The 16,843-nt window shown below is 70.9% G+C and carries 16 protein-coding genes; 14 read left to right on the plus strand and 2 right to left on the minus strand.

Annotated features, from left to right (window positions below):
- The first annotated feature begins 15 nt into the window (after positions 1-15).
- Positions 16-1,008, plus strand: coding sequence for a site-specific tyrosine recombinase XerD (xerD, locus tag SM116_RS07310; RefSeq protein WP_320943788.1), 993 nt, complete (start codon positions 16-18; stop codon positions 1,006-1,008).
- On the opposite strand, the gene SM116_RS07315 is transcribed toward xerD, so the two are convergent.
- Both SM116_RS07315 and SM116_RS07320 read right to left on the minus strand, forming a co-directional pair.
- Positions 950-2,269, minus strand: coding sequence for an NAD(P)/FAD-dependent oxidoreductase (locus tag SM116_RS07315; RefSeq protein ID WP_320943789.1), 1,320 nt, complete (start codon positions 2,267-2,269; stop codon positions 950-952). The two genes, xerD and SM116_RS07315, sit on opposite strands and share 59 nt — an antisense overlap.
- Before the next feature lies 1 nt (position 2,270).
- The gene (locus SM116_RS07320; RefSeq protein WP_320943790.1) at positions 2,271-3,347 is read right to left on the minus strand and encodes a semialdehyde dehydrogenase; all 1,077 of its coding nucleotides are present in this window, start codon (positions 3,345-3,347) and stop codon (positions 2,271-2,273) included.
- A 174-nt stretch (positions 3,348-3,521) separates the two neighbouring features.
- On the opposite strand from SM116_RS07320, the gene SM116_RS07325 reads away from it, so the two are divergent.
- From SM116_RS07325 to der, 13 genes are read left to right on the plus strand one after another with little or no spacing between them, the layout of a single operon-like run.
- Positions 3,522-5,063 carry an amino acid permease gene (locus SM116_RS07325; RefSeq protein ID WP_320943791.1) on the plus strand — a complete coding sequence of 514 codons (1,542 nt, stop codon included), beginning with the start codon at positions 3,522-3,524 and terminating at the stop codon, positions 5,061-5,063.
- 19 nt (positions 5,064-5,082) lie between these two features.
- Entirely contained in the window at positions 5,083-5,799 is a 717-nt protein-coding gene (locus SM116_RS07330; protein ID WP_320943792.1) for a FadR/GntR family transcriptional regulator, read from the plus strand.
- Positions 5,800-5,816: 17 nt separating this feature from the next.
- Entirely contained in the window at positions 5,817-7,220 is a 1,404-nt protein-coding gene (locus SM116_RS07335) for a glutamine synthetase family protein (protein ID WP_320943793.1), read from the plus strand.
- A gap of 2 nt (positions 7,221-7,222) precedes the next feature.
- Positions 7,223-8,617 carry an aldehyde dehydrogenase family protein gene (locus SM116_RS07340; RefSeq protein ID WP_320943794.1) on the plus strand — a complete coding sequence of 465 codons (1,395 nt, stop codon included), beginning with the start codon at positions 7,223-7,225 and terminating at the stop codon, positions 8,615-8,617.
- Positions 8,618-8,638: 21 nt separating this feature from the next.
- Positions 8,639-9,418: a 3-oxoacyl-ACP reductase gene (locus SM116_RS07345; protein WP_320943795.1), complete on the plus strand. Its 780-nt coding sequence runs from the start codon at positions 8,639-8,641 to the stop codon at positions 9,416-9,418.
- Positions 9,418-10,161, plus strand: a complete 744-nt coding sequence (locus SM116_RS07350; RefSeq protein ID WP_320943796.1) for a gamma-glutamyl-gamma-aminobutyrate hydrolase family protein — start codon at positions 9,418-9,420, stop codon at positions 10,159-10,161. The genes SM116_RS07345 and SM116_RS07350 overlap by 1 nt, the downstream gene beginning before the upstream one ends.
- Positions 10,162-10,196: 35 nt before the next feature.
- Complete coding sequence (locus SM116_RS07355) at positions 10,197-11,075, plus strand: ParA family protein (protein WP_320943797.1); 879 nt, start codon at positions 10,197-10,199, stop codon at positions 11,073-11,075.
- Entirely contained in the window at positions 11,059-11,973 is a 915-nt protein-coding gene (locus SM116_RS07360) for a segregation and condensation protein A (RefSeq protein ID WP_425563283.1), read from the plus strand. The genes SM116_RS07355 and SM116_RS07360 overlap by 17 nt, the downstream gene beginning before the upstream one ends.
- The gene (gene scpB / locus SM116_RS07365) at positions 11,963-12,562 is read left to right on the plus strand and encodes an SMC-Scp complex subunit ScpB (protein WP_320943798.1); all 600 of its coding nucleotides are present in this window, start codon (positions 11,963-11,965) and stop codon (positions 12,560-12,562) included. The genes SM116_RS07360 and scpB overlap by 11 nt, the downstream gene beginning before the upstream one ends.
- Positions 12,559-13,374, plus strand: coding sequence for a pseudouridine synthase (locus SM116_RS07370; RefSeq protein WP_320943799.1), 816 nt, complete (start codon positions 12,559-12,561; stop codon positions 13,372-13,374). The genes scpB and SM116_RS07370 overlap by 4 nt, the downstream gene beginning before the upstream one ends.
- Positions 13,371-14,540 carry a prephenate dehydrogenase gene (locus SM116_RS07375; protein ID WP_320943800.1) on the plus strand — a complete coding sequence of 390 codons (1,170 nt, stop codon included), beginning with the start codon at positions 13,371-13,373 and terminating at the stop codon, positions 14,538-14,540. Before SM116_RS07370 ends, SM116_RS07375 begins: the two co-directional genes overlap by 4 nt.
- Positions 14,533-15,273 (plus strand): (d)CMP kinase, encoded by a 741-nt coding sequence (gene cmk, locus SM116_RS07380; RefSeq protein WP_320943801.1) that lies wholly within the window; start codon positions 14,533-14,535, stop codon positions 15,271-15,273. Before SM116_RS07375 ends, cmk begins: the two co-directional genes overlap by 8 nt.
- Entirely contained in the window at positions 15,270-16,796 is a 1,527-nt protein-coding gene (gene der, locus SM116_RS07385) for a ribosome biogenesis GTPase Der (RefSeq protein ID WP_320943802.1), read from the plus strand. The genes cmk and der overlap by 4 nt, the downstream gene beginning before the upstream one ends.
- Positions 16,797-16,843: the final 47 nt, after the last annotated feature.

A 16,843-nucleotide genomic window follows, 5' to 3' on the forward strand; every position in this document is an offset into this window, starting at 1 on the left:
TGACAGACTCGGGGCGTGGAGCCCGCACGAGCCGTCGACGCGTACCTGCGTCACGTCGCGATCGAGCGCGGCCTGTCGGAACACACGGTCGCGGCCTACCGGCGCGACCTCGCGGGCTACACGGCGTGGCTGACGGCGCGAGGCATCGCGGACACGGATGAGGTGACGCCGGCCAACGTCGCGGAGTTCGCGGCGGAGCGCGCGTCCGCGCGACCGATGCCGGCGGCATCCAGTCTCGCCCGGCTGCAGTCGTCGGTCCGCGGGCTGCACCGTTTCCTCGCGCGGGAGGGGATGGCGTCATCCGATCCCAGCGGTCGCCTCGTGCCGCCGAAACTGCCCAAACGGCTGCCGAAGGCGCTCACGATCGACCAGGTGGAGCGGCTGCTGGATGCCTCGGGCCCCGCGCCCGGATCCGATGCGCCGGGAGAGCCGGCGCAGTTGCGGGACCGCGCTCTTCTCGAGCTGCTGTACGCCACCGGAGCCCGCGTGTCGGAGGCGGTGCGGCTGGATGTCGACGACCTCGCGCACGGCGACGTGCTGCGGCTGTTCGGCAAGGGCTCGAAAGAGCGGATCGTGCCGGTCGGCTCCTATGCGCGAGCAGCGGTCGACGCATACCTCACGCGGGCGCGCCCCGAGTACGCCCGCCGCGGTACGGCGACACCCCGGCTGTTCCTCGGGGCCCGCGGCGCGCCCCTGTCGCGCCAGAGCGCGTGGCTCGTCATCCAGCACGCCGCCGAGCGCGCGCAGCTGACGGCGCACGTCTCTCCGCACACGCTGCGGCACTCCTTCGCGACGCATCTGCTGCAGGGCGGCGCCGACGTGCGCGTCGTGCAGGAGCTGCTCGGGCACGCGTCGGTGGCGACCACGCAGATCTACACGCATGTGAGCGTCGACGCGCTGCGCGACGTCTACGCGACATCGCATCCACGTGCCCGGTCGTCGAGCCCGATCACCCCACGGGATCGAGAACCCGCACCGCCGGACGATCGGGCATCGCCGATCCGGTGAAGCTCGGCCCGATCGCGTGGGTGCGCCCGGCAGGTGCACGGCGTCCCCCGCGGCGCGGCCGGAGCCACTCGCCGGCCGCGGCGAGCGCGACGCGCCGAGACGGCATGAACCAGTGGAAGAACACCCAGCGTGCGAGCCACGCCGGCCATCCGGTCAGCGGCACGCCGTAGAGCTCGGCGACACCCCGGCCGACGCCGAAGCTCGCGCCCTGACCGAGCCCCGGGAACCGGAAGGGCCGCGGTCGGCGTCCGTCGAGGGCGCGCACGATGTTGTCGCCGATGCGGATGCCGTGGTGGATCGCCCACAGGGCGTTGGCAGGGCAGGCCTCGCCGGTGAACGGATGCGGCACCGCCGCGCCGTCGCCTCCGGCCCACACTCCCGGGGCGACCGCGAGGAACGGATCGGTGACGAGACGTCCGGATGCGTCACGCGCGAGGTCCTCGAGTCCCGCGAGCGGCACCGGCGTCTGTCCGACGGCCGAGACGACCGTCGCCGTGGAGATGAACCCGGCGTCGCCGAGATCGGCGCCGTCGTCGGTCGCTGCCGCGATGCGCGCGTACGGGAGGAACTCCACGCCGGAGGCCTGCGCCAGCGCCGTGGCGTGATCGGCCAGCCGCGCGAAGCGCGGCCGCAGGGAGGGTAGAGCCTCGGCGCCGGAGTGCGCGAGCACCACGCGCGGCTCGTCGGACGAGCGAGCCTCCCGGCGCAGCCGCTGCGCGATCGCCGTGGCGACCTCGACACCCGTGAACCCCCCGCCCGCGACCACGACGGTGAGCAGGCGCCGGCGGGCCGCGGCATCCGTCGGCTGGATCGTCGAGAGCATCTCGGCCTGCCGGACGACCTCGCCGAGGTGCCGGGCGAGCGCCTCGACGCCCGCGGCGTCCTTGAGCGACCAGGCGTGCTCGGCGAGGCCGGGCACAGCTGCGGAGGCGTCACGGCTGCCGGCGCCGACCACGATGTGGTCGCACACGAGCTCACGGGTGCCGCGTGAGGTGCAGACCTCGACCGTCCGGCGGTCGGGATCGATGTGGCGCACCTGCCCGGAGACGAGTTCGACGCCGGGCAGGAGGTCTGCGAGGGGCACACGGGCGTGCTCCGCCCGGACATGCCCGGTCAGGATCTCCGCCGTCCACCCGTGGAACGAGTGGTGCGGACGGTCCGAGACGAGGGTGACGACGGTGCCGCGACGCGCGGTGCGGGCGATGCGCCGCGCCGCCCACACTCCCGTGTAGCCGCCGCCGACGACCACGATGCGGGCCATGTCAGGCCCCTACCCGCGCCGGCGCGGGCCACGCGGTGCGGCGACCGAACGAGAGCGGGTCCGCGAGCGAGAAGCCGAGGTGGGCGAAGCGACGCGCGGCATCCCGCATCCGGAGCGCGTGCTCGACGCTCGCCTGACCGGTCGACGAGGTCGCCTGCCCGTCGAAGGTCATGAGCATGGTCTCGCACAGGCACGCGTACGCGAGGCCGCGCGGCAGGCCGATGTCGCCGCGGATGTCGATGCCGGGGATGGATGCGACGCCCCCGTCGATGACGAGCACGTCGGGCCGCTCCTGCTTCAGGTGCGGGTCGGTGTTGCGCGGCTGCGTGTCGTCCAGAACGAGCGCGCCGTGCTTGAGGTGCTGCGATCCGAGCAGGGCATCGGTGGCGGAGGTCAGGACGAGGACGACATCCGCGTCGCGGACGGCATCCATCGAGGTCGAGCTGCGCACGTCCATGCCGGTACCGCGCACCTCCGCGGCGAGCGCCTCGAGGCGGGGTCCGCCGCGGGAGACGAGGGTGAGATCGCTGCCGAGCGGCTCCTCGGCCAGCATCCGGACGACACACGAGCCGACGCTGCCGGTCGCCCCGACGATCGCGATGTGCGATCCGGATGCGGCGGCGACGAGACGCCGGAGTCCCTCGACGGTGAGGTGGGCGGTGAACGCGTTGCCCGTCGTGACCGTGAGCCCCGGTCGCTCGCGCAGCATCCGTCCCGCGCCCGTCGCGGGAGCGGTCAGCGCGCCGAGTCCGACGATGCTCGCCCCGAGCGCCTGCGCCTTGTCGATCGCGCCCTCGACACGACCGAGCGCCCAGCGCCGGTCCTCCGTCAGGAGCTGACGGGGCGTCGCGGGGACCACGATGATCCAGCCGTCCGGCTCATCGGCCGCCGTGTCGCGGCGGTGTACGGCGGCCAGGGTCAGCGGCGGTACGGGCAGGCGGCGCAGGCCCCGCTCCCACGTGCGTGCGGGGATGCGTCCGAGCGGACGCCACACGCGCGCCATGTCGGCCGCGACGTCGGTGCGCGGGTGGACGAGGAACGCGAACTTCCCGGATGCGGGCGGCTGCTGGTCGGTCATGCGGAGTTTCCTTCCGTCGGCTCTTGCAGGGGGAGAGGGGAGGACCCGCGCGCTGATACCGGGGCACGGATGCGGTTCGGCCTATGGTTTGAAGTCAGACCATTGACAGCGGATGAGGCGGCGGGCCAGAATCAGCGCAACTGCCCCTTCGATCCGAAAGCCAGGCACAAACCCATGAGTGATACGACAAAGGCGCCGGAGTCACAGCTCGACGCCGACGCGGCCGAGCTGGCGAGGCTCGGCTACAAGCAAGAGCTCCACCGCGGGATGTCGGCGTTCTCGAACTTCGCCGTCTCGTTCTCGATCATCTCCATCCTCGCCGGATGCATCACGTCCTACGCGATCGCCCTCAAGTCCGGCGGCCCGTCCGCGATCAACATCGGCTGGCCGCTGGTCGGTGTGTTCGTCCTCCTCGTCGCCCTCGCGATGGCGGAGGTCTGCTCCAAGTACCCGACCGCGGGCGGACTCTACTTCTGGGCCGGCCGCCTCGCGAAGCACAACAAGCGCGAGTGGGCGTGGTTCGTCGGCTGGTTCAACTTCCTCGGCGAAGTGGCCGTCACGGCCGCCATCGACTTCGGCGCGGCGACCACGATGATGGCGTTCGCGAACCTCGTGTGGGGCGTGGAGGTCAACCCGTTCAACACGTTCGGCCTGTTCGTCGTCCTCATCGTCGTGCACGGCCTGCTGAACACGTTCGGCGTCAACCTCGTCTCCATCCTGTCCAACGTGTCGGCGTGGTGGCACATCGTCGGCGTGCTCATCATCGTCGCGGCCCTGTGGATCATTCCGACCCAGCACCAGTCGGTCGCCTGGACCTTCACCGGGTTCTACAACGGCACCGGATGGTCGTTCGCCCCGTACGTGTTCCTCATGGGGCTGCTGATGGCCCAGTACACCTACACGGGCTACGACGCCTCGGCCCACATCGCCGAGGAGACCAAGGGCGCCGCGATCGCCGCCCCCAAGGGCATCGTGATGAGCGTGCTCATCTCGATCATCGGCGGCTGGGTCCTGCTCTACTCGATCACCGCCGCGATCCAGGACTCCTCCGACAAGGGCATCGGCAAGCTGCTCGGGTCGGCGACCGGCCTGCCGCCGGCGCAGATCTTCCTCGACGCGCTCAACAACCCGACGATGGCGAAGTTCCTGCTCTTCATCGTCTGCGGCGCGCAGTTCTTCTGCGGCATGGCATCCGTCACGGCCAACTCGCGCATGAGCTACGCGTTCTCGCGCGACAACGCGATCCCCGGCTCGCGCCTGTGGGCGAAGGTCAACTCCCGCACCGGCACGCCGACCAACTCCATCTGGCTGTGCGTCGCGCTGGCGATCATCCTCACGGTGCCGGCGATGTGGAACCTGACCGCGTATCTGGCCGTCACATCCATCGCGGTCATCGGTCTCTACATCGCGTACGTCACGCCGGTGCTGCTGCGCCGGCTCGACCGGAACTTCGTCCCCGGCCCGTGGAACCTCGGCCGCTGGAGCGCGATCGTCGGATGGCTCGCCGTGATCTGGGTGGCGTTCATCATCATCCTGTTCATCCTCCCGCCGCTGTACCCGATCACCCTCGACACGTTCAACTACGCGCCGGTCGCCGTGGTGGTCGTCATCCTGCTGGCGACGGTCCTGTGGTTCGTCAGCGGCAGGAAGCACTTCATGACGCGCGAAGAGGCCGAGCACCTGACCATTTCGGCGGATCAGCTGCTCAAGGAGTAGGGCGCAGACGATGTCGTCGATGGATTCCCCGCTGGTGGATGCCGTGCTCCACCCGGTCCGCGGGCACATGGCGTTCGAGTCCTGCGTCGAGCAGCTCGGCTCGGCCATCCAGCTCGGGATCTTCCGGGCGGGGAGCAAGCTCCCCGGCGAGCGGGAGCTCGCGGAGCGGCTGAACGTCTCGCGCGCCACCCTCCGGGAGGCCATCAGCGCCCTCCGCGCCGCCGGGTTCGTCACGACGACCCGGGGGCGCGGAGGGGGCACCGTCGTCCTGCCGCTGGCCCAGACCTGGCCCGAGGACCAGCCGACGCCCGTCGATCGGCAGGCCGAGATCGAGGACATCACGGTGTTCCGGGCCGTGATCGAGCCGGGGGCGGCCTACCTCGCGGCCCAGGCCGACCTCACCGACGATCAGCGGGCGCTGCTGCAGGAATGCCTGAGCGACCTGGGGGATGCCGCATCCCCCGCCGACTACCGGCAGGCCGACGCGCGCCTGCACCTGGCGATCGCCACCGTGTGCGGCTCGAACGAGCTGTCGCAGTCGTGCAACGCGGTGCAGATCAAGATCCACCAGTTCCTCGCCGAGATCCCGTTCCTGCAGAAGAACATCGCGGGGTCCGACGAGCAGCACCGCACTATCGTGGAGGCGATCCTCGCGGGCGATGCCGCCCGCGCCCGGGACGTCATGCACGCGCACTGCGATGCGACAGCCGCCCTGCTGAAGGGCCTCCTGACGTGAATGAGAACGAGAGCGACATGACCACACTGAACAACCTCGACAGACTGACCCCCGCCGTCACGACCACCCGCAACGAGCGCATGCTCACGGTCGAGCAGCTGCGCGCCGGCATCCTCGCCGACGAGATCGACACCGTCGTGCTCGGCTTCACGGACATGCAGGGGCGCCTGCAGGGAAAGCTCCTGCACGGCCGGTTCTTCCTCGACTCGGTGCTCGCACACGGCACGGAGGGCTGCAACTACCTGCTCGCCGTCGATGTCGAGATGAACACGGTCGACGGCTACGAGATCACGTCGTGGGAGAAGGGCTACGGCGACATGCTCTTCGAGCTCGACCTCGCGACGATCCGGCTGCTCCCGCACCGGGCGGGCACGGCGCTCATCCAGTGCGACCTCGCACTCACCGACGGGTCGCCGGTTCGGGTGTCGCCGCGCGAGATCCTGCGCGTGCAGGCAGAGCGCGCCGCATCCCTCGGCTTCACGGCGCTCGCCGGCACCGAGCTCGAGTTCGTCGTCTTCGCTACCGGCTACGAGGAGGCGTGGGAGAGGGGATACCGCGGCCTCGTGCCCGCGAACCAGTACAACGTCGACTACTCCCTGCTGGGATCGGCGCGGGTGGAGCCGCTGCTGCGCGAGATCCGCAACACGATGTACCGGGCGGGGATGGATGTCGAGTCCGCCAAGGGCGAGTGCAACCTCGGCCAGCACGAGATCGCCTTCAAGTACGCCGACGTCCTGACGACCGCCGACAACCACACGGTGTACAAGACCTCGGCGAAGGAGATCGCGCACCAGCACGGCCAGTCGATCACCTTCATGGCGAAGCCGAACGAGCGCGAAGGCAACTCGTGCCACGTGCACATGTCGTTGCGCGGGCTCGGGGGCGAGATCGTCTTCTGGGAGGACGGCCGGCGCACCCCGCTCTACGACAGCTTCATCGCGGGCGTCCTCGCGACGATGCGGGAGTTCACGCTGTTCTATGCGCCGAACATCAACTCGTACAAGCGGTTCGTGAAGGGCTCCTTCGCGCCGACCTCGGTCGCATGGGGGCTGGACAACCGCACGTGCGCCGTGCGGCTCGTCGGGCACGGGCCGAGCGCGCGCATGGAGAACCGCCTGCCCGGCGGCGATGTCAACCCGTACCTGACGCTCGCGGCGATGCTCGCCGGCGGACTGCACGGCGTCGAGCGCGGGCTCGGGCTCGAGCCCGAGACGCTGGGCAACGCCTACGAGTCGGGCGCGCCGACCGTGCCGACCACCCTGCGGGACGCGCGCGACGCCCTCGCGGCGTCCGAGGTCGCCGTCGACGCCTTCGGCGAGGACGTCGTCGCCCACTACCTGCACTACGCCGACGTGGAGGTCGAGGCGTTCGACGCCGCGATCACCGATTGGGAGCTGCGGCGCGGATTCGAGAGGCTGTGAGGATGCGCTTCCCCTCGTCCCCCTTCGGCGCGGGCGGCACGACCACCGTGCACGACCCGGCCACCGGTCAGGCGCTCACCGAGGTCGGTCTCGCCGATCTCGCCGAGACGGATGCCGCGATCGAGCGCGCGCATCGGGCCTTCCCCGCCTGGCGGGCCATGGCGCCCGCGGAGCGCGCGCGGCTGCTGCGGGCGTTCTCCGCGGCCGTCGACGCGCACATCGACGAGCTCGCGTGGCTCGAGGTCGCCAACGCGGGCCACACCATCGGGAATGCGCGATGGGAGGCCGGCAACGTCCGAGACGTGCTGATGTACTACTCGGCGGCGCCCGAGCGGCACTTCGGCCGGCAGATCCCGGTGCCGGGCGGGGTCGACATCACGTTCCACGAGCCGCTGGGCGTCGTCGGGGTCATCGTGCCGTGGAACTTCCCGATGCCGATCGCCGGCTGGGGCTTCGCCCCGGCGCTCGCCGCAGGGAACACGGTCGTCCTCAAGCCCGCCGAGCTCACGCCGCTCACCGCGATGCGCATCGGCGAGCTCGCACGGGAGGCCGGCATCCCCGAGGGCGTCTTCACCGTCGTCCCCGGCCGCGGCCGGATCGTCGGCGAACGCTTCGTCACCCACCCGCTCGTGCGCAAGGTGTGCTTCACCGGCTCGACCGAGGTCGGGAAGGGCATCATGCGGGGATGCGCCGACCAGGTCAAGCGCGTCACCCTCGAGCTCGGCGGCAAGAGCGCGAACATCGTGTTCGCCGACGCGGATCTGGAGAAGGCCGCGGCATCCGCGCCCGGCGGCGCGTTCGACAACGCCGGCCAGGACTGCTGCGCGCGCAGCCGCATCCTCGTCCAGGAGAGCGTCTACGACCGCTTCCTCGAGCTGCTGCAGCCGGCCGTCGCGGGGTTCCGCGTCACGCAGCCGGCCGAGGAGGACGCAGAGATGGGGCCGCTGGTCTCGGCGGGCCAGCGCGACAGCGTCGCCGCCTACCTCGATGACGCCGACATCGCCTTCGCCGGTCGGACCGTGTCCGGCACGGGCGGGTACTGGCTCGCGCCCACGGTCGTCCTGCCGCGATCGCTGCAGGACCCCGTCTGGACGCAGGAGATCTTCGGACCCGTCGTCGCGGTCATGCCGTTCACGGACGAGGCTGATGCGATCGCCAGGGCGAACGACACCGAGTACGGGCTGTCGGGCTCGATCTTCACCCGCGATGTCGGCCGCGCCCTGCGTGTCGCACGCGGCGTCGACAGCGGCAACCTCTCGATCAACTCGCACTCGTCGGTGCGCTACTGGACCCCGTTCGGCGGATTCAAGCAGTCCGGGCTCGGCCGCGAGCTCGGACCGGACGCGCCGGACTCCTTCTCCGAGGTGAAGAACGTCTTCATCTCGAGCGACAACTGATCCACGACGGAAAGGCACAGCATGGGAAAGCTCGACGGCAAGGTCGGCGTCATCACGGGCGGATGCAGCGGCATCGGTCTCGCGACGGCGAGGAAGTTCATCGCCGAGGGTGCGACGGTCGTGATCGGGGACGTCGACCAGGTCAACGGACCGCGGCTCGCGGACGAGCTCGGCGGGTCGTTCGTCTTCGTCGACGTCACGGATGCCGAGCAGGTCGAGGGGCTCTTCGCGCACGCGAAGGAGCGCTACGGCCGCATCGACATCGCGTTCAACAACGCCGGCATCTCGCCGGCATCCGACGACTCCATCCTGAAGACCGGCATGGATGCCTGGAACCTGGTGCAGGACGTCAATCTGACGAGCGTCTACCTGTGCTGCAAGGCGGTGCTGCCCTACATGCTCGAGCAGGGGAGCGGGTCGATCATCAACACCGCATCCTTCGTCGCGATCATGGGCGCGGCGACCTCGCAGATCTCCTACACGGCGTCGAAGGGCGGCGTGCTCGCGATGACCCGTGAACTCGGTGTCCAGTTCGCACGCAAGGGCATCCGGGTGAACTCGCTGTGCCCGGGACCGGTCAACACGCCCTTGCTGCAGGAGCTGTTCGCAAAGGACCCGGAGCGCGCCGCCCGCCGGCTCGTGCACGTGCCGATGGGCCGGTTCGCCGAGCCGGAGGAGATCGCCAACGCGGTGGCCTTCCTCGGCTCCGACGAGTCGAGCTTCATCACGGCGACCGACTTCCTCGTGGACGGTGGCCTGTCGAACGCGTACGTGACACCCCTGGACAGCGACTTCGAGTGATGCGTCCTCTCATCGGGCTCACGATGTACCGCCAGCCCGCGTCGTGGGGGACCTGGCGGGATGTCGACGCCGACCTGCTGCCCGCGGACTACGCGCGCGCCGTCCGCGCGGCCGGGGGGCTGCCCGTGCTGCTGCCCTCGCCGTCCCCGGATGGGACAGGGGATGCGGCCACGACGGCGCCGGAGGTGATGGCGCGCCTCGACGGCCTGCTGATCGCGGGCGGAGCGGACATCAATCCCGCGCGCTACGGCCAGGAGCCGGATCCGCACGTGGTGCGCTGGTACGACGACCGCGACGCGTGGGAGCTCGCGCTGCTGGCGGCGGCGGATGCAGTGGCCCTGCCGGTGCTCGGCATCTGCCGTGGCATGCAGCTGTTGGCCGTCGCGGCCGGGGGCTCGCTCGTGCAGCACCTGCCGGACGTCGTCGGCCACGATCGCCACAGCGGCGGTGACGGATACGAGCACGTGCCCGTCGACATCGCGCAGGGCCACCGGATCTCGCAGCTGCTCGGCTCGCACGTCGTGGCGCCGTGCCATCATCACCAGGCGGTGGCGCAGCATCCGGGATACGTGGCGACCGCCCGCGACGCCGACGGCGTGCTGCAGGCGATGGAAAAGGAGGGTGAGCCGTTCCGGGTCGGTGTGCAGTGGCATCCGGAGACCTCCGACGAAGTCGGTCTGTTCTCTGGGCTCGTCGCTGCGGCGGCCGCGTGGGCTCGCGGCCGGGCCGACGCGGCTGGCTAGAATCGAGCAGGCATACGCGAAGGCAGGAGTACCCCGTGGCGGCAGGCGCGACGAAGGCGAAGACCGAAGACGAAGGACCCATCGGTCCGACCGGTCGCCCCTATCACGGGTTCCCCACCCCGCCGCACCTCGACTCCCACGGTCCCGCGCGCATCATCGCGCTGTGCAACCAGAAGGGCGGCGTCGGCAAGACGACCACGACCATCAACCTCGCGGCAGCCCTCGCCGGGTACGGCCGCAAGGTGCTCGCGGTCGACTTCGACCCGCAGGGAGCCCTCTCCGCGGGCCTGGGCATCCAGACGCACGAGATCCCGACGATCTACGACCTGCTGCTGGACGGCAAGCGTCCGGCGCGCGATGTCATCGTCGCGTCGCGCGTCGAGAACCTCGACGTGCTGCCCGCCAACATCGACCTGTCGGCCGCCGAGGTGCACCTGGTCAGCGAGGTCGCACGTGAGACGACGCTGGCCCGCGTGCTGCGCCCGGTCGCCGCGGACTACGACGTCATCCTCATCGACTGCCAGCCCTCGCTGGGCCTGCTGACCGTCAACGCGCTCACGGCGAGCCACGGCGTCGTCATCCCGCTCGAGTGCGAGTTCTTCGCCCTGCGCGGAGTGGCGCTGCTCATCGAGACGATCGACAAGGTGCGTGATCGGCTCAACCCGTCCATCCGCCTGGACGGCGTGCTCGCCACGATGTATGACCCGCGCACGCTGCACTCGCGCGAGGTGCTCGAGAGGGTGGTCGACGCGTTCGGCGACGACGTGCTCGAGACCGTGATCGGCCGCACCGTCAAGTTCCCGGATGCGTCGGTCGCCGGGGAGCCCATCACCGAGTTCGCGCCGGGGCACGCCGCCGCGCAGGCCTACCTGCGACTGGCGCGGGAGCTGGTCGCGCGTGGCGCCGTCGCCTGAGACAGATCCGGCAACCGAGCCCGATCCGGCAACCGAGCCCGAGCCGGAGCCGGTCCCCCAGCCGGAGCCGGTCCCCGAGCCGGAGCCGGTCCCCGAGCCTGTCGAGGGGTTCCGGGTCTCCCTGAGCGTCTTCGACGGTCCGTTCGACCTGCTGCTGACGCTCATCTCGAAGCACGAGCTGGACATCACCGAGGTCTCGCTGTCGAAGGTGACGGACGAGTTCATCTCGTACCTGCGCGATCTCGCCGGCACTGAGCACGAAGGCACCCCCGAGCTCGACGAGGCGTCCGAGTTCCTCGTGGTGGCCGCGACGCTGCTCGACATGAAGGTCGCGGGGCTGCTGCCCCAGGGCGAGCTCGTCGACGCCGAGTCGGTCGCGCTCCTCGAGGCGCGCGACCTGCTGTTCGCGCGACTGCTGCAGTACCGCGCCTTCAAGGAGGTGTCGGCGTGGTTCGCGACGCGCCTGCAGGCCGAGGATCGCCGGCACGCCCGCACCGTGCGATTGGATGCGAAGTACCGCAACACGGTGCCCGAGCTCGTGTGGACGCTGAGCGCCGACGACTTCGCCGCGCTCGCGGTGCTCGCGATGACCCCGAAGGAGATCCCGCATGTCGGGCTCGACCACTTGCATGCGCCGCTCGTGAGCATTCGCGAGCAGGCGGCGGTCGTCGTGTCGATGCTGCGCACGGCCGGCAGCCTGTCGTTCCGGCAGATCGTCGCGGGCGTGACGCAGCCGGGCGTCTTCGTCGCGCGATTCCTGTCGGTGCTCGAGCTGTACCGGCACGACGCCATCGCGTTCGAGCAGCTCGAGCCGCTCGGCGACATCACCCTGCGCTGGACCGCCGAGCGGTGGTCGGAGGAGAACCTGGCCACCTTGGGAGCCGACTATGACAGATGACGTGATCGAAGCCGCCGAACAGATCGAGATGGCACCCCTGACCGAGCGGCTGGAGGCGATCCTCGTGATCGCCGACGAGCCGCTGAGCCTCGTGATGCTCGCGACGGCGACCTCGGCGCCCGTGCCCGCCGTGCGGCAGGCCGTCGAGACGCTCGTCGAGGACTACGACGGCACGAGCGGCGGTCCGCGGCGCGGCTTCGAGCTGCGCGAGGTCGGCGGTGGATGGCGGCTGTACGCGCGAGCCGAGCACGACGGCCTCGTCACGGACTTCGTCAACACCCAGGCGCCGTCGCGGCTGTCGCAGGCCGCGCTCGAGACGCTCGCGGTCATCGCCTACAAGCAGCCCGTCTCGCGCGGGCAGGTGGCATCCATCCGCGCCGTCAATGTGGACTCGGTCGTGCGCACGCTCCTCGCCCGCGGGCTCGTGACCGAGGTGGGGACGGATGCCGAGACCGGCGCCATCCTGTACGGCACGACGGACGCGCTCCTCGTGAACCTCGGGATCAACTCGCTCGACGAGCTGCCGCACATCTCGCCGCTGCTCGACGGACCCGACGACACCGACGTGTTCGAGGCGGCGGCGCGATGACCCCTCGACAGGCTCAGGGACCGGAGGGCGAAGCGGAGGGCGTCCGGCTGCAGAAGGTTCTCGCGAACGCGGGGGTCGCGTCGCGTCGCGTGGCCGAGCAGCTCATCGTCGAGGGGCGTGTGCGCGTGAACGGCGTGGTCGTGACCGAGCTGGGCTCGCGCATCGACCCGGAGACGGCGATCGTGGACGTGGACGGCACCGCGATCCAGCTCGACCAGTCCAAGCGGTACGTCATGCTCAACAAGCCCACCGGCGTCGTCAGCTCGATGAAGGACGAGCGGGGTCGCCCCGACCTGCGGGCATTCACGAAGGACTGGCCGGAGCGCCTCTACAACGTGGGGCGACTGGATGCCGAGACCTCCGGCCTTCTCGTCCTCACGAACGACGGCGAGCTGGCGCACGTGCTGGCCCACCCGTCGTTCGGCGTCACCAAGGTGTACATCGCGAAGGTCGACGGGCGCGTGACGCCGCAGACCATCGCGCGACTCACGCGGGGCGTCGACCTCGAGGACGGCCCGATCGCCGCCGACAAGGCGCGGCTCCTGGATGCGTCGGCCCGAGGCGGTGCGGGCGGCACGAGCCTCGTCGAGCTGACCCTCCACTCCGGGCGCAACCGGATCGTGCGGCGGATGATGGCGGCTGTCGGGCACCCCGTGATCGAACTCGTCCGGCGGCAGTTCGGCCCGCTGCACCTGGGAACCCTCCCGGCGGGCCAGGCGCGCGAGTTGACTAAAGTTGAACGGGGCGCATTGCTGACGCTGTCGCGCCAGGCGACGGGCGCGGGGCCCGAGGGGGATCAGGAGGCCCGGTGAGCGACGTTTCGACCGGCGCAGGAGACGCACGCGTCGGCGCCGACGCGGGCCCGAAGAGCGCCCGTTCCGGACGCGTCGCCGCGCGCACCCGCGGCACGGTGCGCATCGTCGGCGCGGGCCTGCTCGGCTCCAGCGTCGGCCACGCGCTGACCAACCTCGGGGTCGATGTCGCCCTCGACGACACCTCTCCCGCGCAGTTGCGGCTCGCCGTGGACTACGGCGCCGGTCGTGCAGCCCGGCCGGACGACCGGCCGTCGCTCGTCGTCGTCGCCGTGCCGCCGGATGTCACCGCCGACGTCATCGAGCGCGAGCTCGTGGCGCATCCCGATGCCGTCGTGACGGATGTCGCGAGCGTCAAGCTCGAGCCGCTGCGCGCGCTGCAGGGGCGCGGGGTCGACCTCACGCACTACATCGGCTCGCACCCGCTCGCCGGCCGCGAGCGGGGAGGCGCGATCTCCGCCCGGGCCGACATCTTCGTCGGCCGCCCGTGGGTCGTGTGCCGCGACGGCGACACCTCGACCGCGGACCTCGCGATCGTGGAAGGCCTCGCCCTCGACCTCGGCGCCACGCCGATCGAGATGGCGCCCGACGAGCACGACCGCGCCGTCGCGCTCACCTCGCACGTGCCTCAGCTCGTGGCGAGCCTGCTCGCCGGGCGGTTCCCCGAGGCTCCGGAGGGCTCGCTGCGCCTCGCCGGCCAGGGTGTGCGCGACACCACGCGGATCGCGGCATCCGCCCCCGAGTTGTGGGTGCAGATCCTCGGCGCCAACGCGACCCCCGTGGTCGACGTGCTCGATGCGCTCGCCGCAGACCTGGCCCGCGTGTCCGACGCGCTGCGGGCGCCCGACGCCCCGGGTTCCCGGCGCACGGTCGCCGAGACGATCCGGCTCGGCAACGAGGGCGTCGACCTGCTGCCGGGAAAGCACGGCCAGAACCGCCGGTTCGAGCAGATCGTCGTCATGGTCGACGACACCCCTGGCCAGCTGGGACGCCTGTTCGGCGAGCTGGGCGAGCTCGAGGTCAACGTCGAGGACCTGCGCCTCGAGCACTCTCCGGGCGCCCAGTTCGGCCTCGCCGAGATCAGCATCGAGCCGACGGCCGTGCGACGCGCGATCGAAGGTCTCGAAGCGCGCGGATGGAAGATTGCGAGCACCACGAATGACTGACCCGCTCTCCGCGCGCGAGGCCGCGCACGCGAACGTGACGACGCAGCCTGTCGTCGTCGCGATCGACGGACCCGCCGGCAGCGGCAAGTCGAGCGTCTCGAAGCAGGTCGCACGCCGCCTCGGCTACGGCTACCTCGACACGGGCGCCGCCTACCGCGCGCTGGCGTGGCACGCGCTCGAGCACGGCGTCGACACGTCGGACGCGTCATCCGTTCTCGACGTCGTCGGCGATTTCGCCTTCGGCATCGCCCTGGACCCCGACGCATACTCGGTCTGGGTGGGCGAGACCGACGTCACGCGCGCCATCCGCGAGCCGCGCGTGTCCGACGCCGTGTCCGGCGTCGCTCGCGTGCCCGCAGTCCGGCAGTCGGTGAACGCGATGTTCCGCTCGCTCGTCGCCGGCTCCGGCTACGCCGGCGTCGTCATCGAGGGCCGCGACATCACGACGGTCGTCGCACCCGATGCGCCCGTGCGCATCCTGCTCACCGCGGCCCCCGAGGTGCGCGCGGCGCGCCGCGTCGGCGAGGTCGTGTCGCAGGATGCGGCATCCGTCGCGGCGGCGCTGCACCGCCGGGATGCCGCGGACTCGACGGTCGTCGACTTCATGAGCGCCGCTCCCGGCGTCGTCGTGGTCGACTCGACTCAACTGGATTTCGAGGGCACGGTGGACGCCGTGCTCGCTGTTGTGCGCGAGGGGCTCGACGCCGCCCGCGCGGAAAGGCCTGACGCATGAGCCTCGACAATGACGAGTACGAGGGCGGCGAGGATCACCTCGCCGAGTCGCTCGCGAACCTCGACGAGGGGCTCGCCGAACAGCGGGCCGAGACGCTGCGCGCGTCGCTCGCGGACTACGAACTGGACGACGAGGATGCCGCGCTCCTCGCGGGCGTCGCGCTCGGCGAGGACGGCATCGAGATCCTCCCGGCGCTGCCGGTCGTCGCGATCGTGGGGCGACCGAATGTCGGCAAGTCTGCTCTGGTGAACCGCATCCTGGGCCGCCGCGAGGCGGTCGTCGAGGACACCCCGGGCGTCACGCGCGACCGTGTGACGTACAAGGCGGAGTGGATGGATCGCCGCTTCACCCTCGTCGACACCGGCGGCTGGGAGCCCGACGCCAAGGGCATCGACCGCTCCGTCGCCGCCCAGGCCGAGGTCGCGATCGACCTGTCGGACGTCGTGCTGTTCGTCGTCGACGCGATGGTCGGCGCCACGTCGACCGACGAGCACGTCGTGCGACTGCTTCGCAAGGCCGGCAAGCCGGTCTTCCTCGTCGCGAACAAGATCGACGACGCACGTCAGGAGCCCGAGGCCGCGGCCCTGTGGAATCTGGGGCTGGGGGAGCCGCATCCGGTGTCGGCCATCCACGGGCGCGGTGTCGCCGATCTCCTCGACGAGGTCGTCAAGGTCCTCCCCGAGGTGTCCGCCGTGGCGAAGAACGAGATCGGCGGCCCGCGCCGGGTCGCGATCCTCGGCCGTCCGAACGTCGGCAAGTCCTCGCTCCTGAACAAGGCGGCCGGCGAGGAGCGGGTCGTGGTCAACGACCTCGCCGGCACGACCCGCGACCCGGTCGACGAGGTCGTCGAGCTCGGCGGCAAGCTGTGGCGGCTCGTGGACACCGCCGGCATCCGCCGTCGCGTGCACCTGCAGCAGGGCGCCGACTTCTACGCCTCGCTGCGCACCTCCGCCGCTCTGGAGAAGGCCGAGGTCGCCGTCGTGGTGCTCGACGTGTCGGAGCCGATCAGCGAGCAGGACGTCCGCATCATCGACATGGTGCTCGAATCCGGCCGTGCGCTGGTGCTCGCCTACAACAAGTGGGACGTGCTGAACACCCAGGAGTTCGAGAACATCGACCGCCGCCGGTATCTCGAGCGCGAGATCGAGCAGGACCTCGCGCACGTCGCGTGGGCTCCCCGCGTCAACATCTCGGCGCGCACCGGTCGGCACCTCGACAAGCTCGTGCCGGCGCTGGAGACCGCGCTCGCGTCGTGGGATCAGCGCATCCCGACGGGCAAGTTCAACGCCTTCCTCTCCGAGCTCGTCGCCGAGCACCCGCATCCGGTGCGCGGGGGCAAGCAGCCGCGCATCCTGTTCGGCACCCAGGCTTCGACGCGCCCGCCGACCTTCGTGCTGTTCACGACGGGATTCCTGGATGCCGGTTACCGCCGGTTCATCCAGCGCCGCCTCCGCGAGCTCTACGGCTTCGAGGGCACGCCGATCGTGCTGAACATGCGCGTGCGGGAGAAGCGGCAGCGCTGAGCGAGGTCCCCGAATGTCGCCGGCAGGCCGTCCGCCGCGCGCGGTGT

Origin of the sequence: Microbacterium rhizosphaerae (assembly GCF_034120055.1) — a bacterium.
Classification (GTDB): Bacteria; Actinomycetota; Actinomycetes; order Actinomycetales; family Microbacteriaceae; genus Microbacterium; species Microbacterium rhizosphaerae.